Annotated in this window: 14 protein-coding genes and 1 other RNA gene; 5 read left to right on the top strand and 10 right to left on the bottom strand. The window is 46.2% G+C overall.

What is annotated here, in order from left to right; all coding sequences use genetic code 11:
- Positions 1-305 precede the first annotated feature (305 nt).
- The gene (locus ACXAH4_RS08095) at positions 306-1,415 is read left to right on the top strand and encodes a hypothetical protein (protein ID WP_474881411.1); all 1,110 of its coding nucleotides are present in this window, start codon (positions 306-308) and stop codon (positions 1,413-1,415) included.
- Positions 1,416-1,697: 282 nt separating this feature from the next.
- Here ACXAH4_RS08095 and ACXAH4_RS08090 read toward each other — a convergent pair whose 3' ends face one another.
- The 7 genes from ACXAH4_RS08090 to ACXAH4_RS08060 all read right to left on the bottom strand — a co-directional run bounded on the left by ACXAH4_RS08090 (position 1,698) and on the right by ACXAH4_RS08060 (position 9,092).
- The gene (locus ACXAH4_RS08090) at positions 1,698-2,315 is read right to left on the bottom strand and encodes a hypothetical protein (protein WP_474881410.1); all 618 of its coding nucleotides are present in this window, start codon (positions 2,313-2,315) and stop codon (positions 1,698-1,700) included.
- Between the two features lie 242 nt (positions 2,316-2,557).
- A complete protein-coding gene (locus tag ACXAH4_RS08085; RefSeq protein ID WP_474881409.1) occupies positions 2,558-3,904 on the bottom strand; it encodes a hypothetical protein in 1,347 nt (448 codons plus the stop codon).
- Between the two features lie 570 nt (positions 3,905-4,474).
- Positions 4,475-4,832, bottom strand: a transfer-messenger RNA (tmRNA) gene (ssrA, locus tag ACXAH4_RS08080).
- A gap of 195 nt (positions 4,833-5,027) precedes the next feature.
- Positions 5,028-7,088 (bottom strand): hypothetical protein, encoded by a 2,061-nt coding sequence (locus ACXAH4_RS08075; RefSeq protein ID WP_474851937.1) that lies wholly within the window; start codon positions 7,086-7,088, stop codon positions 5,028-5,030.
- Positions 7,089-7,304: 216 nt separating this feature from the next.
- A complete protein-coding gene (locus ACXAH4_RS08070; RefSeq protein WP_474851939.1) occupies positions 7,305-8,006 on the bottom strand; it encodes an anti-sigma factor in 702 nt (233 codons plus the stop codon).
- Complete coding sequence (locus ACXAH4_RS08065) at positions 8,003-8,536, bottom strand: RNA polymerase sigma factor (protein ID WP_119501056.1); 534 nt, start codon at positions 8,534-8,536, stop codon at positions 8,003-8,005. Before ACXAH4_RS08065 ends, ACXAH4_RS08070 begins: the two co-directional genes overlap by 4 nt.
- Positions 8,537-8,870: 334 nt before the next feature.
- The gene (locus tag ACXAH4_RS08060; RefSeq protein ID WP_474845695.1) at positions 8,871-9,092 is read right to left on the bottom strand and encodes a VF530 family protein; all 222 of its coding nucleotides are present in this window, start codon (positions 9,090-9,092) and stop codon (positions 8,871-8,873) included.
- A 181-nt stretch (positions 9,093-9,273) separates the two neighbouring features.
- Between ACXAH4_RS08060 and ACXAH4_RS08055 the strand changes: the two genes are divergently transcribed.
- Positions 9,274-10,605, top strand: a complete 1,332-nt coding sequence (locus ACXAH4_RS08055; RefSeq protein ID WP_474881407.1) for an NADH:flavin oxidoreductase/NADH oxidase family protein — start codon at positions 9,274-9,276, stop codon at positions 10,603-10,605.
- Here ACXAH4_RS08055 and smpB read toward each other — a convergent pair.
- Entirely contained in the window at positions 10,550-11,029 is a 480-nt protein-coding gene (gene smpB / locus ACXAH4_RS08050; protein ID WP_303574297.1) for an SsrA-binding protein SmpB, read from the bottom strand. The genes ACXAH4_RS08055 and smpB overlap by 56 nt on opposite strands.
- Positions 11,030-11,168: 139 nt before the next feature.
- Between smpB and ACXAH4_RS08045 the strand changes: the two genes are divergently transcribed.
- On the top strand, positions 11,169-11,597 hold the full coding sequence (locus ACXAH4_RS08045; RefSeq protein ID WP_119501059.1) for a type II toxin-antitoxin system RatA family toxin: 429 nt from the start codon (positions 11,169-11,171) through the stop codon (positions 11,595-11,597).
- Positions 11,597-11,941 (top strand): RnfH family protein, encoded by a 345-nt coding sequence (locus ACXAH4_RS08040; RefSeq protein ID WP_119501060.1) that lies wholly within the window; start codon positions 11,597-11,599, stop codon positions 11,939-11,941. Before ACXAH4_RS08045 ends, ACXAH4_RS08040 begins: the two co-directional genes overlap by 1 nt.
- Before the next feature lie 85 nt (positions 11,942-12,026).
- On the opposite strand, the gene ACXAH4_RS08035 is transcribed toward ACXAH4_RS08040, so the two are convergent.
- Positions 12,027-12,500 (bottom strand): MarR family winged helix-turn-helix transcriptional regulator, encoded by a 474-nt coding sequence (locus ACXAH4_RS08035; protein WP_119501061.1) that lies wholly within the window; start codon positions 12,498-12,500, stop codon positions 12,027-12,029.
- A 29-nt stretch (positions 12,501-12,529) separates the two neighbouring features.
- On the bottom strand, positions 12,530-14,464 hold the full coding sequence (locus tag ACXAH4_RS08030; protein ID WP_474852150.1) for a BCCT family transporter: 1,935 nt from the start codon (positions 14,462-14,464) through the stop codon (positions 12,530-12,532).
- A 351-nt stretch (positions 14,465-14,815) separates the two neighbouring features.
- On the opposite strand from ACXAH4_RS08030, the gene ACXAH4_RS08025 reads away from it, so the two are divergent.
- Positions 14,816-17,503, top strand: coding sequence for a TonB-dependent receptor (locus ACXAH4_RS08025; RefSeq protein WP_474881406.1), 2,688 nt, complete (start codon positions 14,816-14,818; stop codon positions 17,501-17,503).
- Positions 17,504-17,583 lie beyond the last annotated feature (80 nt).

Genomic DNA, 17,583 nt, shown 5'->3' with positions numbered 1-17,583 from the left:
GTTAGCCTGTCATTTGCAATAATTAAAGAATGACCATTAAGCTAAATCATTCTTAATTTTCAGAAATCTAAAGCTGCCAAATACAGTTTAAAGCCTGAAAGTCCGAGAGGACACTTACTTTTCTATGCCCCATAAGAGACGTGGGCATGAATTATTAAAAATACGGAGACAAATAACAATACTATGGTCGTCCATACAGCAGACTTGATTTTATAAATATGTGATGATTTTTTAACACACTGTTTTAAATAGATTTTTAAGTTATCTTTCTTACTCTCAGGGAAAACCTCAAAGGGAAATACTACATGAAGTTCAAAGTGGCCGCTGCAATACCCTCGCTTTTAGTCCTCATAACTAGTTGTAAATCGACACCAAATGAACCTATTGGAAATGGGATTTTCATCAATGGACTTGAACCAGCTACAACATTCACAGAAGCAGTTGAAAATGCCAAGAGAACCCCTGGAGCCGAAACTTTTCAGGTCGGAGGATCTTCTGAGGTGATCACGACACCTTTGAGTATTGAGAATACGGTACAACCTATTAGTTTCGAACAAGCCGATCATTATCAATCATTCGTTATCAGAGAGACTTTTGAAAAGTCCTGCAATGCTGAAGATGGATTTTTTCTAGTGGAGGCAGGTTTTGGGGCTAGCAACTGGGATATTAAAACCCTATTTCAAAAAGGGTTACTTAGCGCAGAAGCTTACGATTCATCAGATGAATATGTAGCTCTTATAGAAACAGAACCGAAAATAACATCTAGAGCACAGTATAGGAGTAAAATATCGAATCCCCCTAAGGTCAATGATGTCAAGACTGGAAAGGAAATATTCTTGGATGATGTAGATCAGGATATAAGGGCTGCATATTCTTGCTTAAAAGATGGGAAAGTAATAGGTTCAGTGGTTTTTGGTAAGATTAGACTCTACAAGATGTATGTTTATGCAATTTATAAAGCAGGGTTTTTATATATATCTGGAGAAGAATCAAATAGGTATATTCAAAAGTCTCTGGATTTCGTAGAGCGTGAACAAAATCTGAAGAGGCATAAGGAACAGGGCAGAATGATAGCTGAAGAGAGGAGGAAATCAAAAACAAAAGCTAAAATTCAAGAGCTTGAAAATATAAACTCATTAAATAAGAAAACTTGGGAATTACGATTATCTCAGAAAATATACGTTGGTGATAAAATCTGTACTTACGAAAATCACCTTGGTTTTGTAGACGAAATTTCTGGTAACAATTATAGAATATTGTTGAAAGAAAAACTCGATGGTGAGGATGGGATGTACTTCGGTAATTGGCCCTTGGAGCAATTTTCTGACAGTAACAGGTTCCGCAAGGACTTCATAAAACTCGATGAAACTGTTTGGCTGCCAAGAGAGCAGATTTCGCTGTGTACGATATTGTAGTACAGCTTAACGACTAAAATAAATATCCCCGTTTTGATCGCAACATCAGTGCACTGTTTCACCTACTTCTAGAATAAAAATAGCTCCTCATCAGGGGAGCTAAAATCATTCTTTCCACTTCCCCTAAACTGAGACAGACTTATTTGGAGTTTTCTGCAATGATTATTGCAGGAGACGACTATGAAAAAATCACGCTACACAGAATCTCAGATCATCGGGGTGTTAAAAGAAGTTGATGCCGGCAAAAGTTGGGAGTTTGCTTGATTAACTAGAAAAAATAATTCAAATTCTAGATTGAGCTTCTCTGAGTGCATTACTTAACTTTTTGCTAAAGTCGCCAAATATGTGGCAGAACGACTCATGATCAGTTGCTTCTTCAAGAGAATCATCCAACGAATCAATAATGCCGTTAACTTCTCTATAAAGACTACTATCCACAATTTGCAGAACCATAGACTTATCGCGCAACTCGTTCATTTTATCCAGAAAATAAGAGCGATAAAAGCTATCCAAGTCGTGTGACGAACGGAACTTCTCTGGGCTTTCGATACCGAGTTCTATTAAAGGCGCTAGTATATTAGGAAAAACGACAGTTCTTAACCAATAGTCATCATTAACAGACTTTCTCCTTTGAGCATTGTTAGTGTATATGGTGTAGAGAAGAGCGCCTAACGACACAATCAACGCCAGCCAAGGTAGGATATCAAAGGGTTTGTCTTTATTACTATCACTTACGATAATACTAGGTTGGCTTAATACACATATTTGGGGTGACATCCCAGCCTGAAACTCCATGCTGGATGTATTGATGAAAACATCAGGCTTTAAACTAGAACAATTCTCGGTCCGTTGATAGGCCTCTGCGGATTGCTCTGGTACATTCTTCTCGGCTTTTGTCACTTAAACCATCCATGTTAATCATACTTAGTGCTTCGTTAGCAGTAGTAAAATTTTTCAACTCTTTGCCCAGTAGACCCAAAAAATAAGAACTAGTAATTAGCTGCTCTCTACCAGAGCTTAGGACGTAACCGTCAGAACTTTCCACAATATGAAAACGCTCTCTAGCCCGAGTTCCGTTTTTTCTACCTGTAAGTAATTGAGAATCAAGCTGACCAAAATCAACGTTTATAGCTGCCATCATTTCATTTATCCTTGATCTTACTAAGACTGCCGTTCAGAGGTACTTGAATATTAATCATAGCCCCAGGGAAAAAGCCTGCCTTCATTGTCTTAATATAAGTACGGTCGGGCGGGAAAGCAAGGTCACTTTCTTCATTGAAAGAGATCAATATACGCTCTCCACCGCCTGCGTCATTAATATTAAACGACTTATATTTATCATCAAACCTTATCACTACTGAACCACTTATGAGGTTCATTACTGGAGTGCTACTAGTCTCCTGACCATTAACAATGATTCTTAAGTCGCTATAATTTTTATATAAATTTTCAAAAGTCTCAATCAGAGTTATGGTTCCATGACCTCTTGTGCCAGCAGTATCTTCATTTTTTGAACTTACGTTTCCTTGGAGGGCTGCGATAGTCAAAAGTGCTTCACTTGATAGCTCCGGTGATCTATGCCTCATTACATATTTTTCAGCAATTTTTTTGCTAAAGTTGTTGTCTGACAAGTTGGAAAAAGTTTCAGCAAAAGTTCTTCCGATATTAAAAACAGAAATCTCTAGTGTACGGTTTGAGCTGCTATTGTTGATATATGCTCGAACATACCATCTAGGAGTACCTAGCCCGCAATGTTCGTGCACATTGTCTAGTAATTCGCCCATGCAAGCTTTCAAATTGTCTGCTGCTGATTTTATTAATTTTAACTTGTGATCCTTAAGGCAATTCATAAGGTGTTCAACAAAACCAATTGCAGTTTCGTTGTTTAAATCTTTTGCCGAGACGCTCGATGATTCATGTAAAGTACAGTCCTGCTTAAAGGTATGAATCAATGAATCATCTGAATCTGTTGGTGTGTCAAACTCATGCAAAGGAAGCTCAGACACAATACCAACGGAATTAATTACATCTTGATGATCATCATTTTTAGATGTATGCCCTGATATATCGCAGTCCATGCCATACTTACTACAAAGCCTATAAACTTCACTTGTTAAAACGCCAAGAAGACTCTCACTTCCGAGACTCCATTTTTTTGTACGACTGTGATCTATAAATATTTTGCTTGGATTTGCTATCGAAGTTTTTACGAATCTTTTAATGAAAAGCAAGCTTTCTTCAGATCTTTCAAATACGCAAAAGTTCTTTGGAGTACATAGTTTTGAGTTCTTTTCAAACTGTTTGCCAATAGTTTTATAAGTGGGAATAAAGGCTCTTATCAAAGCTGATTCGCGATAGTTTATTGCTTTTTTACGATTCTGTAACTCTCTTCTTTTTTGAGATCTTTTGCGTTGCAATTTACTTTTTATTAAGTGTTTTTTTAATCTATTTATTCTAGAGATATCAGTTGGCGTCGCGCTCTTTCGCATTGTTTTTTACCTAGACATTCAATTCCATGTAAATTCTGGTTCGGGCAGCCCCTTAATTAGCTCTACTCTATATAGACAGCTAAATAGCGATTAGCTATGCACTTCCTGTGGAGATTAACATCACATTATCTACTGATAGCTTGAAAAATTCAAACTTTACGAGGTAATTTGCAATCAACGATAAATGCATTAGCCAGCTATTCAGTTGCTATGCCCACTAGTCCATTTATGGTGTGCTTACAAGATAGCACCAGAAGGCTCTTACTCTAATAATTATACAAAATTTGAATTGAGAATAAAGCTAAGAAGTTTCCTAACAAATACTATTATAAATACTGCAACTAAGCACTTAAACAGGCATGTTTATTAGGAAGTGGGGCGGTTCACGCTTTATTGAATAAGGCTTTCGCAGACGGATTTAAAATCCCTTGTGTTGGCGCTTGGCTCTGGAATGACACTCATTGTATAGCGCGTGTCATTTGCGTGTCATTTTTTGCGGTTTTGCTGAGGTATTGTAGAGGGTAGGTAGCGCTAAACCCTTGTTCTGCTGGGGTTTAGCCTACCCTGAATTGGTGGAGCTGGCGGGATTTGAACCCGCGTCCAGAAAATGTCTACCTTTGGTACTACATGCTTAGTTTGTCTTTTATTTAACTACTTTGGACCCCGACAAACAGGGTTCCTGGTAGCTGTCCTGATACTATTTCGCGGTTCAACCTCAGGAGAGTTTCCCTCGCTAGTTTGCTTTAATGACCTTCCAAAATCCTGGCTAGCAGACAAAGCTTAGGGGGAAGGGCCTATGCCGGTTATTAAGCGGCTAGTGCGTAGTTTTCGTCGTTTGCGACTATTTAAATGCGGCTTTTTAAGAGGCAAACCGCTCCTCTGCATGCACCTCCAGCTTCCTAGATCCTGTCGAATCCTAATCAGCCCCGGCGATCGCCTGTTTCCAGGTCATTCAATAACCTTAAAACAACATGTTACTGAATATTGGGTGGAGTCTAACTTATTCAAGTGTACGCCACAAATTAATTCAACATTAGTACGTCTGTTTGCTCAAAAAGTTTACGATATAGCAGAAAATGGCCGGCATGCTGCCGGCCATATCCTGAGTATTACCTGTCAGTACTTACCACAAATATTCTGGCAGTACGGCTACTGATTCAGGGGCTGTGAATGCAACGCTGTAATCCGGTGCCATGTCACCGCTTGCGGCATTCATAATGTCATCGAATCGCAGGATCATACCGTTGGATTTTTCTGCCACGTATACATTGCCGTTGCTGAGCATAATATCTACCGGATTACCCAGCATGCTTGAGGGACCGGCAATGTTAACAGTCATATCTGTGAGGCCATCTGCCATGCCGGCGTCAGGGATAACGTAAAGTTTTCCGTCTGTCGCACTGGCAGCACTGCCCACATCAGAAATGACCAGCGCATCACTTTGAGCATCATAGTCAATGCCGTGAATATTCGTGGGTGCAGCAATCGCCTCACCATTCATAGCCGGTATGAGCAGGCGGTCTTCACCCGTAATTTCACTGGTGCCGCTCATCATCTTGCGGGTAACTTCATCAAACACTGCAACAGTGCCGTTTGTCAGGGCGAGGAAAGCGCGGTCAGTTTCAGCGTCGTAATCCACATCCCAAGGGCGCGCACCGTCAGAAGCTGTCAGTGTCATCACAGGCATTACATTGCCTGCGGCGCAGCCCGAAAACACGCGGACGGCGGGTGTAGCTTCATTGACATCTGCTACGAACACCAGAGCGTGCTCACTGTTTACGTCCAGTCCTTTTGGCGCAACCAGACCTGTCATGTCCCCCATGATTTCGCGGTCCTGAGACAGGCTGAACATGCCGTCATCGCGCATGGATGCCATCCGGTTCACTACCAGTAATCCGCCCATGGCTGTTTCCGGGTCATCATACGTAACGAAGCCGTCACCATTGACTGAGTAAGCAACGCTTTCGATACTCATGCCAGTATCGAACATAGCAGTCTGACTACCGAGAGAGGCATCAAACTGCACTACCATGCCTGTTGTATCGCCGGCAGTAGCAGGGTTACTGCTGGCACTGACACCGCCTATGGTCACATCTGCAAGGGCCTGGTCAGAAAAATCTGCCATTTCAGGCATATCCGTCAACTCTGCGAGAGATTCAGGTTTTACTGAAGACGTGGAAAGGGTCGGGGCAATATCGCCACTGTCACCACTAAATATATTTGTATAAACAAGAATCGCGTCGTTGGATTTTTCTGCGACACGCAGTGTGGTGCCCGACAGAATAATATCAACAGGGTTGCCCAGCATCGTTGACGGGCCTGCGATGGTGCGCGCCGGTTCCACTGCACCGTCAGCGGTGGAAGCATTGTTGATTACAAAGATCTGCCCGTCATCGGCAACACTGGCATCACCCACATCGGAAACCACCAGACGGTCCGAGTCTGCGTCGTAGACAATGCCGTGACTGTTTACGGAAATCTGTGTGCCACTGGCATCTGACGGTACAATAATACGCATCACTGACGGCGCGAAATCCGAACCCATAACATTGTCATACACCGCGATGGTGCCGTCGGTAAGTGCCACGTACATCCGGTCAGCGTTTTCATCTACGGCCACATCCCAGGGCTGTGCCGGCAACATGATCTCAGCAACCGGCGCTACATCACCTGCTGCAGCACTGCCGAAAACAGCAATTCTCATTGCGTTAAAGTCAGCCACATAAATCAGGCCGCTGTCATCAGCCAGTGCTATACCTTTAGGGTTGGTGAGACCGGTGTTTGCTCCCATAATCTGAGAATCGACAGACGACATCATCATTCCGTCTTCCCGGCCTGCAATACGGCAAAATGCGCCAAGCATGGGTTCACCGCTGTCTCCTGCCTGATAAAGTGTGCCTGAAGAGGACAACGCAATGCCTTCATTGGCACCGGTTTCGAAACTGCTCAGCATGTCGCCGTCCTGATCAATCCAGTCCACCGTGCCCCGGTTTTCATCACCGTTGTTCGCCCGCAGGAACGTTCCGGTGGTCAGGGCCGGCGTACCATCCTGGCCGTCGGCACCATCCATACCGTCCATGCCGTCGTCGCCATCACTGCCGCTGCAGCCTGCCAGCGAAACGGCCAGTAACGTTGCGAGAAGAGAATATTTGAATGGTGCGTTTTTCGTCTGTGTATTCAGCATTGTTGTCTCCGTATGTGACATGCATTTTCAAAGACGCGCCTGCTTTTCTGCGTCCGTATAACGAGCCAAACGACTGAAAGATGCAACCGGATGCAAAAAATATAAATTTTTTTAAATTTTTTGATTTTTGAGATTTAACGGAATAAATGAAAAGGGATGAAACAGGCGCGGCGCAGTACGTGGTGGTGCTGCGCCGGTAGCCGTGTTATGAGGGTTTTAAACAGAAAATATGTTGGTGTGATATAGCACGTCAGTGGGTGAACCGTTTGGCGAGCCCCCGGGTGGCTCCATGCTGACGGCCAGTACCGTAACGTTTTTGTCCAGCAACATCGAGGGTGGAATACGGGTGATATCTCCACTTTTGGGAAGCAGTCCCAGGGAGACTGGTGCACCGCCACCGGCCGGCGCCATCCACAATTGATAGTCCTTGTCAGGTCTGGCAGCAAGTGCTCCGGTAACTCTTACATTCAGGGAGTCACCGGAAATTTCGATGATCCATAAAGGCTGATTATTGGTGTCATTAAATATTGCCACCCGCTCAACAGGGGCGGTGACAGGTTCCGTCATGGAAACGAGTAACACGGCCATCATCAGCGCGGCAGCGGCGGCCACGCCGGAAAACAGACGCCACTGCTTTCGTCGTTTACGTTCGAAAGCGACAATGTTACCGGACGTATCTGTCCGTTCTTCAGGATTAATGCGTTTCTGGATGGCCTGCCATACGCGCGGAGGCGGAGTGACCGGCGGCAACCTGTGGTTCAGTCCGTCGAGATATTGTTCCCATAAGGCGGTCGTTTCAGCAATAACCTGATATTGCATCATCAGCTTCTGATAACGCACTCTGGCTTTTCCCCGCAACGTACCCAGTACATATTCAGCAGCGAGGGCGTTTCTCCGTGCTTCAGTAAGATAATTCATAGTGACAGACACCTCTGCAAACTTTGTAATCCGCGACGGATCCAACTTTTGATAGTGCCCAGCGGAGACGCCATGTGGCTTTCCACTTCGTGATGAGATAAACCGTTAATGTAAGCGAGATGGATAGCCTGCCGCTGGGCAGGTTCAAGTTCATCCATACAGGCTTCAAGCTTTTTCTGCTCTGCATCAGACAAATTGGATTCGTCCGGGGAAACAGGTAAATGTGTATCTTCAGACAAGTCCACTTCATTGCGCACTTTATGATAGCGCATCAAATCCAGTGCACGGTAGCGGGCTATACTGAGCATCCAGGTAAACACAGTACCTTTACCACGCTGATATTGTCCGGCATTGTGCCATATTTTGACATAAGCATCCTGAATGGCTTCATCCGCCAGTTCAGGCCTTTTCAACATCTTCAGTGCGACTGCATACATCTGACCGCTGGTCAGTTTATACAATTCTGAAAACGCTTCTTTGTTGCCGTTTGCCGTTTCACACAAGAGTGGAAACAATGTTTCGTGTTCCATGAAATCTCAGTTTCCGCTGTCTGCTGTCACTATTTACACATTATTAACGTTTATTCCGTTTACTATCAAGTTGAACCTACCTGAACCAAACGACTGAACGCTCAGATCGGATGCAAAGAAATGCATATTAGTGAAAAGGTAATAGTGGCTTGTCGATGTTGACGAAGCCACATCACGGCCAGGAGTCATGTTTTTAGTCATATCAATGATTTAAAGCCGGCAAAGACACGCTTGATAGTGCAGCATGTGATTACTGATAGTAAAACGTGTTCAGCCGGTTTACGGGCAGTGACAGGGCGCCGGAAAGAAAACGGATAAGGTATGGGTTAATGGATTAACGACAAAAAGTCTCAACATAGAGCGCTTCCACTTTGGCCCTGGCCCAGGGAGTACGGCGCAGAAATTTCAGTGACGACTTCACCGACGGTTCGTTATAAAAGCAGTTCAGATGAATGCGTTCATCCAGTCCGTCCCAGCCATAATGATCATGCAGCTGCACGATTATCTTTTCTAATGTCAGACCGTGTAAGGGATTATTTGGCTGTTGCTGGCTCATGGCAGGGCTTCCGGTAATACAAACCGCCGTAGTGTAACAGATAACCAGTCCGGTGGGTCAGTTCCTGTCTGTTGATCTGTATCATTTACGTAACGGCAAAATGAAAAATAACGCACATGAAGCATGAAAGCGCCGGGCATTTCCTATAAAGTAGTCGCGCTTAAGCTTCAGACACGGAATCATGCAGCAAAATCAAATATCAATGGCGACACCGGTAACGTTGCCATGCGGGCAGGTTGTTAAAAACAGGATTGTCAAAGCCGCGATGGAAGAAAACATGGCGGATAAGCAACTTCAGCCGGATCATGCGCTTTATGCACTTTACCGGTACTGGGCACATGGCGGTGCCGGAATGATCATTACCGGTAATGTGATGATTGATGCTACTGCTATGACCGGCCCGGGCGGTGTGGTTATGCCGCTGGAAGGCGACTTAAAAGCCTTTGAAAAGTGGGCGGCAGTGATCAAATCCGGTGGTGCAAAAGCCATTATGCAACTTAACCATCCGGGCAGACAGATGCCCCGTGAGATTGGTGAAGTGGCATGGGCACCCTCAGACGTTCCACTTTCTCTGGGACGATACACCAAACGTTTTGCTAAACCACAGCCGATGTCCTGTGAACAAATTCATCAAATCACCCATCAGTTTGCCCAGGCGGCGAGGCGTGCAAAAGAAGCCGGTTTCGACGGTGTGCAAATTCATGCTGCCCATGGCTACCTGTTAAGTCAGTTTTTGTCTCCGCTGGCAAACCGACGGGAAGACGAGTGGGGCGGTTCTCTGAAGAACCGTGCCCGTCTGTTGCTGAACATTGTTTGTCAGGTAAGGGCATATTGCGGTAATCATTTTATTGTGATGGTGAAACTGAATACGGCAGATTTTCAGCGTGGTGGTTTTACTGCGCAGGAGGCAACTGAAGTAGCACAGTGGCTGGCAGGATTGAATGTGGATGTGGTGGAACTGTCCGGCGGAAATTATGAATCTCCGGCTATGCAGGGAACCGCGCAGGAAGGTTTTGCCGTATCCCGTAAAGACGCTTACTTCGCAGATGTGGCAAAGCAGATTTCTGAACAGGCTGACATACCGCTGATGACCACAGGCGGTATTGCCCGGCAGGAAACTGTGCAGCAAGTTTTAGACAACGGATGTACGTTCGCGGGTATGGCAAGCGCTCTGGCATTTACGCCGGATCTGATGAAAAAATGGCAGCAAAAGCCGGATTATGCGGGGATAAAACCGGAGTGTGACTGGCAGGATAAAACACTGGCATCGCTGGTGAAAATGGCAAAAGTACGCCGGCAGCTGAGACGTTTAGGCAACGATCTGACCACAATGCATAACCCGACGGGTTTCTGGAGCTTGTTTCTGGATATTCTCCACCGCAGAAAGATGACGATGGTATACAAAGCGTATATCAGCGCAAAGATCAAAGAGACCATTGCGCCGATGCAACCTGAGGTTACACACTGTGTTTCATCACCCGTTGTTTCTGACGTTCCCAGTCGCGATCTTTAACGGCATCACGTTTATCATGTTCCTGTTTACCTTTCGCCAGATAAATCTCGAGCTTCACCCAGCACTTTTTCCAGTACATGGCAGTGGCAACAATGGAGTAGCCCTGACGCTCTCGGCCGCCGATAAGCCGGTCGATTTCTTTTTTATTCAGCAGTAATTTGCGGGCCCGCTCAGGTTCGCAAATCACGTGGGTGGAAGCCTGATTCAGCGGCGTAATGCGCGCACCTACCAGCCAGGCTTCGCCGTTTTGCAAAATAACGTACGTGTCAGTAATGTTCACTTTACCTTCACGGATGCTCTTTAATTCCCAGCCTTGCAGCGACACTCCTGCTTCGAATTTGTCCTGCAGATGATAGTCGTGACGCGCCTTCTTGTTCAGCGCGATGGTGCCGGTTGAGTTTTGATTGGATTTGTTCTTTTTCATGCCCGCCATTATACCGATTGCAAACAGAATGTCTTTTCATTTCCATGGTATATGGGGGCGATAGCGCGCGCTTAAAGGGTAGGTGACAATAAACAGTCGTGGTAGACTTACCAGATTATCAGAAATAAAAAGTGAGTTTATGCCAAGTATCCAACGCAGTGCGTTAGTGGCATACAGTGCCGGGGCCATGTTTGATTTGGTCAATGATGTAGCTGCCTATCCACAATTTTTACCGGGCTGTGCCGACAGTCAGGTTCTTGACCACAGTGAAAGCCACATGAAGGCGTCGTTACTGGTATCGAAAGCCGGTATTAAGCAATGGTTCACAACACTCAATACTCTGGAGCCGGCAAGGCGTATAGACATGCGTCTGGTTGATGGTCCGTTTAAGCAATTATCAGGCGGGTGGACGTTTTCTCCGTTATCTGATGACGCCTGTAAAATTGCGCTTAATCTGGATTTTGAATTCAGTAACCGTTTAACTGAAATGGCCTTCGGTAAGGTATTCAGCGGGCTGGCCACCAGCATGGTGAATGCATTTACGGAGCGGGCGCGGAGCGTGTACTGATGAGTGACGAAATAACGGTAGAAGTTGCCTACGCACTGCCACAAAAGCAATCGCTGGTGGAAATTTCGGTGCCGGCAGACAGCACTATCGAAAGCATTATTGTTGCTTCCGGTTTATGTGAACTTCATCCTGAAATCGATTTAAAGAAAACGAAAGTGGGCGTATGGAGCCGTGTGGCCAAAATGCGCGATACAGTTAATGATGGTGACCGGATTGAAATCTACCGTCCGTTGATTGCAGATCCGAAAGAAATCCGTAAACGTCGTGCTGAAAAAGCCGTTGAAGAAGGTCGGGCAGATAAAGTGACCGGTGGCCGCCCGAATCCGCTGAAAGCAAAAGAATGATAAGTGAAGGTTAAGTGACATCCGGCGGGTTAATACCGGAAACAGGCCCCATAAAGAGAAGCCACGGCAAACGCCGTGGCTTTTTTTATTTATCCCGCAGGGAACCCACTTCAAGAAACGGGGAGGCATCAATATCTTCAGCGTCCATCATGGAAGCTATGCGTTGCATCGTTGCAACCATCTGGCTTTGTTCCCAGTCCTTCATGTTATTGAACCGGTCAATGAAGTGCTCCTGTAAAGGGCGGGGCGCGTTTTCCAGCGACGCTTCACCTTTGTCCGTCAGATACACGCCTACTTTTCGCTTATCGGTGGTGCTGCGGATGCGGGTAACCAGTTCACGGGCTTCAATGCGATCAAGAATATTGGTAATGGTAGCAGGACTCAGATTAATGCTTTCCGCAATTTCCCGCACCATGATGCCGGGGCGTTCCTGAATATTTTGCATTACCAGCAACTGCGGGCCGGTCAGACCCACATCTTTACTTAATTGCTTACTGCGTAAATCAACCGCACGGATGACCTTACGCAGGGCAACCAATAATTCTTCTTCTTTTCTCATAAATAAGCCCGTCCTGTGAACTGCTGATTTCACACTAACCGGTGTAAAAAGTGCTGGTGTTTGTGGTACTGATCGATGACATCGTTGATAACAGCAAGTGTCGACCAGCCCATGATGTCGTATCCCTGTCCACCCTCACTCAGGTGAACTTCGGCGCGATAGTACGTGTCATCACTATCTATGTCCAGCGTACCGTTTAAATCCGGTTGTACTGTGGATGTAGGATAAACCGCATAGATAAAATCAGGCTGCTCGTTGAGTTTCACCGTCAGCATCATGAACTTATCTGTCTGCTCAATTTCCACATCAAAATTCAGTTTACCAAATTCCTCTTTTACATCATTAAATGCTGGCAGTACCGTTTTATCCAGAAAGCGATTTACGGCTTTTTTGTTCGGGAAAGACACGATGTTTTCCAGCCTCGAACGCCAGTTTTTGTCACTGTCACCGGTACTGGTCTGAAAACCACTTATTTGCATACTTTCCCGCTTGTAATCTTCCACCCGCAGGGCCTTCATCAGGCCGAAGAGTGCAACAAGCAATATCACCGAAAAAGGCAGTGCTGCGACTATCGTCATGGTTTGCAACGCGCCCAGCCCGCCGGCGTAGAGCAGGATGGCAGCCACCACACCCACGCTGACAGCCCAGTAAATGCGTTGCCATAAAGGCGTATCGTTACGACCGTTAGAGCACAGCATGTCGACAACCATGGCGCCTGAGTCACAGGAGGTCACAAAGAAAATCACTACCATCAGTACTGCCAGTAATGTCAGTACACTGCTGAACGGGAAGTTTTCTAAAAAGACAAACAGGGCGACAGAGGTATCTTCGTTTACCATTGAAGCCAGCGCGTCTTTGCCCTGTACAAGTACCATATCGATAGCGGTATTGCCGAACACGGTCATCCACAACAAGGTAAATGCAGTCGGGATAAGCAGTACACCCATGACGAATTCACGGATGGTGCGGCCATAAGAGATACGGGCAATGAACAAACCAACAAATGGCGCCCAGGCTAACCACCATCCCCAGTAGAAAATTGTCCAGCCGCCAATCCAGTCTGTTTTGGCGTAGGCAAACAGGTTGAGGGTATTCCGCACGATGTCGGAAGCATACGCTCCCATGTTTTGCAGGTAAGCCTGCAGTAGGAATACCGTGGGGCCAAGCACCAGTACGAAAACCAGTAATGCTACGGCAAGTAACATATTTGCTTCGGATAACCGGCGGATCCCCTTATCAAGACCGGTAGTCACAGAAATGATGGCAATACCCACAACACCGGCCATCAGGCCAATTTGTACACCTGTTGTGCTGGGAATGCCGAACACATAAGACAAACCGGCATTAATTTGTGCTGCACCGAAACCCAGTGACGTAGACACACCGAAGATAGTGGACGTAACAGCAAATATATCCACCAGGTGGCCGGGCCAGCCGTAGATACGCTCACCAATTAAAGGGTAGAGCGCTGAACGTAGTGTCAGTGGGAGTTGGTGACGGTAGGCAAAGTAACCCAGCACCAGCGCAACCGCGGCATAAATTGCCCACGGATGCACGCCCCAGTGGAAAAAGGTGGTTTTCATCGCTTCTTTCACTGCGGCAATACTGTTCGGGTCGGCAGTGGGTGGCGCCAGGAAGTGCATGACAGGCTCGGCAACACCGAAGAACATCAATCCTATCCCCATACCGGCGGCAAATAACATAGATAACCATGTCAGCTTGCTGAACTCAGGCGTGGCGTGATCAGGCCCGAGACGGATATCGCCATAGCGGGAAAATCCGAGGATCACCACGGTAAGAAGAATAATGGCTACCGTGAGGATGTAAAACCACCCGCCATTTTGCGCCACTGTGTCCTGCAGTGACTGGAAGAATGTATTGGCCTGGTCAGGGTTGCTGGCTGCATAAATCAGCAAAACAAGAATGGCCAGAGAAGAGGTAAAAAATACCGGTTTATTTAACATTGCACCCGGTTTACTGGTTTCTGTCACTACGGCTTCCTTTGTCTTAATAGCTATTAATTATGAATGAATACGACAATTTTGGCGTTTCGTTTAAGGCTCATTCATATTTGCCATTAGTATAATAATTAGTGTTCAACTTGATTTTATTGTCTCCGAAAGGGATCATAGACAAGTTTTTTGACTTATCTGCTATAATTATAGGGTTTTGTAACGCTATCATCGCGATTACGCATGAACCAAATCGTTAGCGAACAAGTATATCTGCTTGCGATTGCTAAATAAATGATAAGCAAATAGCACGACATAAAATATTTACTCATCTAAGTAAAACAAAGAACCAGAGGAACACACATGCATAAAACACGTCTAAGCTGTGCCATCGTTGCAGCGCTGGCGGCATCTGCGGTGCACGCCCAGGAAGCACAAAGCAAAGCGAAGATCGAAACCATTGAGGTAACGGCAACCAAACGTAGTGAATCTATACAGGACGTACCGGTCGCGGTCAGCGCGCTTGATGGAAAAGCATTGGAAAACCTTGGCATTGACAGCTTCCAGGATTACGTTGAATTCTTACCTAACGTGGTATTCCAGGGTACAGGCCCGGGTCAGAATGAAATCTATATCCGTGGTGCTGCAACCACACAATCAAATATCATGTTGTCATCTGTTCAGGCACTGCAACCTTCAGTTGCTTTTTACCTGGACGAACAGCCGGTATCTATGGCCGGCCGTAACCTCGACATTTACGCCACTGACATCCAGCGCGTAGAAGTACTGCCCGGTCCTCAGGGGACACTGTTCGGCGCAAGCTCGCAGGCGGGTACAGTGAGAATGATCACTGCTAAACCTGATCACTCAGGTTTTTCTGCCGGTGTTGATACCAATATTGGTTTCACCAAAGGTGGCGAGATGAGCAATGCGGTTGAAGCTTACTTCAACATGCCTCTGACTGATGACCTGGCTGTTCGTGTAGCTGCATATAACGACAGACAGGGCGGCTGGATTGATAACGTGCTGAATGATCCGGGTAACGGTGGCTACATCGGCAGTGCACAGGTAATCAGCCGTATTTCCGGTGGTGTATTAACCAACCCCGCAGGCATGGATGCAAACCGCATTACTAACCCTGAGATCACGTCTCCGGTAGATGCTGACGTAGTGTCACCGCGAAATGATTCGCTGGTTGAAGACGATTTCAACGATGCAGTTTATGCCGGTGCCCGTTTTGGTCTGTCATATCACATCAATGATGACTGGGATCTGCTGGTACAGCACACACAGCAAACGTTAGAAACAGAAGGTGTGTTTGCATACGATCCGAATCTGGAAGGTGAAAGTTCCACTAACCGTTTCCAGCCTGAAGAGAACCAGGATGAATTCGGCCTGACGACGTGGACACTGGAAGGCCGTCTGCAAAAGCTGGATGTGGTGTATACCGGTGGTTACCTCGACCGTGAAATCGATACCCTTGCAGACTACACCGGTTACACCAACGGCGGTTTATTCTCAGCGTACTATGTATGCAGTTATGACAGCTCTGATGCAAACAGCGAAGACCGTTGCCTTGACCCTACCAAGTTCTACCGTGAAGACACCACTTCAACCCGTATGACCCATGAGCTGCGTTTCAATACCACCATGGATGAGCCATGGCGTGTTACTGCCGGTCTGTTCTATGACGATCAGGAAGTGGCGACTGTTGGTCAGTTTAACATTGCCAGTACTGAGTTATTCCCGGATATGGCAAGGAATCTGGTAGGTAATGAAGGCATTAACAGTGATGGCGGCCCGTTCCCGGCTGATATCAGCTTCGTTAACGACATCACTCATACCATTGAGCAGGTAGCAGTGTTCGGTCAGTTTGAATACGATATTACCGATACCCTGACCGCCAGTGTGGGCGCCCGCTGGTACCAGATTGATGACGAGTACAAAGGCTCTACAACCACCGTAGATGTTTCACGCCGTATCCGTGCATTCGGCACAATGGACGATGCTGAATTAGCCGCAGTGGGACTGGATCCTGCTCTGGTTAATGAAGCTATTCAAAGCGGTCAGCTGGAAGTAGATCTACTGGATTCTGACGGCGTACTTACCGTTGATGACACTATCTGGAAATTCTCACTGGACTGGAAAGTGACAGACGGCATCTTACTGTTTGCTAACTATTCAGAAGGTTTCCGTCCGCCGGTAACTAACCGTGTTGGTGGTGGTCTGGCATCTAATCAGTCCGGTAAGTTCGAGAACTTCCGTATTCCTGTTTACTCTACAACGGATACGCTGGACAACTATGAACTTGGTCTGAAAGGGGATTTCTTTGACGGACTCGTACGTGTGAATGCAACTGCGTACTATTCTGAAATCACCGATCTGCAAACTTCACGTTTCGATCCGACCAATATCTCGTTCCTGGTATTCACCGACAACGTGGGTGATGCTGAGATCCGTGGTCTTGATGCCGATATTACCTGGCTTGCCGGTGATGATTTGATCATCAGCAGTGCATTCAGCTTGCTGGATACTGAGCTGACCCGCGTGAACTCTGAGCTTGAAGGTATTTCTGCCGGTGTCGGTTCTGAACTGCCTTACTCTGCGAAGTTCTCAGGAAACGTAAACGCCCGTTATTTCTTTGAATTACAGGGTGACAAGCGCGGTTACGTGAATGCTTCTGTGAGCTACACCGGTGACAGACTTGCCGGTATGGTGATGGATGCCTACGTAATGGAAGATGCCACGCAACTTATCTACGGCACGGGCTCAGGCCTTAAAATCGAAGACGAAGCTGCAGTCTATGAAGGTGTAACCTATGCAGACAGCAACGGCGAAACGTTCCGTGGCGGCCGTTATGTACAGGAAGCCTATGTACTGACAAACCTTGCGGTGGGTGTGACTAATGATGAGTGGAAAGCTGAATTGTATATAGACAATGTATTTGATGAGAATGCTATTTTGAACATTGATACTCAGCAATTCACGCCGAAAGTGGTAACTAACCGTCCGCGTACCATTGGCGTGCGTTTGTCATACGATTACTATTAAGTTATCCGTTGCGTAATTAATTACGTTAATATTGAAACGGCAAGCCTTTGCGGGCTTGCCGTTTTTTCGTTGTTTAATGC

The organism is Alteromonas sp. ABV2_168 (assembly GCF_056161165.1).
Note: the sequence above shows the minus strand (reverse complement) of the source record. Positions and strands in the feature narration are given on the sequence as shown.

What these genes read in the sequence shown, in the direction of transcription:
- ACXAH4_RS08060 (WP_474845695.1), bottom strand. Translation starts at nt 9,092, where the DNA reads ATGAGCCAGCAACAGCCAAATAATCCCTTACACGGTCTGACATTAGAA.
- ACXAH4_RS08065 (WP_119501056.1), bottom strand. Translation starts at nt 8,536, where the DNA reads ATGGAACACGAAACATTGTTTCCACTCTTGTGTGAAACGGCAAACGGC.
- ACXAH4_RS08070 (WP_474851939.1), bottom strand. Translation starts at nt 8,006, where the DNA reads ATGAATTATCTTACTGAAGCACGGAGAAACGCCCTCGCTGCTGAATAT.
- ACXAH4_RS08085 (WP_474881409.1), bottom strand. Translation starts at nt 3,904, where the DNA reads ATGCGAAAGAGCGCGACGCCAACTGATATCTCTAGAATAAATAGATTA.
- ACXAH4_RS08055 (WP_474881407.1), top strand. Translation starts at nt 9,274, where the DNA reads ATGCAGCAAAATCAAATATCAATGGCGACACCGGTAACGTTGCCATGC.
- ACXAH4_RS08045 (WP_119501059.1), top strand. Translation starts at nt 11,169, where the DNA reads ATGCCAAGTATCCAACGCAGTGCGTTAGTGGCATACAGTGCCGGGGCC.
- smpB (WP_303574297.1), bottom strand. Translation starts at nt 11,029, where the DNA reads ATGAAAAAGAACAAATCCAATCAAAACTCAACCGGCACCATCGCGCTG.
- ACXAH4_RS08040 (WP_119501060.1), top strand. Translation starts at nt 11,597, where the DNA reads ATGAGTGACGAAATAACGGTAGAAGTTGCCTACGCACTGCCACAAAAG.
- ACXAH4_RS08075 (WP_474851937.1), bottom strand. Translation starts at nt 7,088, where the DNA reads ATGCTGAATACACAGACGAAAAACGCACCATTCAAATATTCTCTTCTC.
- ACXAH4_RS08095 (WP_474881411.1), top strand. Translation starts at nt 306, where the DNA reads ATGAAGTTCAAAGTGGCCGCTGCAATACCCTCGCTTTTAGTCCTCATA.
- ACXAH4_RS08025 (WP_474881406.1), top strand. Translation starts at nt 14,816, where the DNA reads ATGCATAAAACACGTCTAAGCTGTGCCATCGTTGCAGCGCTGGCGGCA.
- ACXAH4_RS08030 (WP_474852150.1), bottom strand. Translation starts at nt 14,464, where the DNA reads ATGTTAAATAAACCGGTATTTTTTACCTCTTCTCTGGCCATTCTTGTT.
- ACXAH4_RS08035 (WP_119501061.1), bottom strand. Translation starts at nt 12,500, where the DNA reads ATGAGAAAAGAAGAAGAATTATTGGTTGCCCTGCGTAAGGTCATCCGT.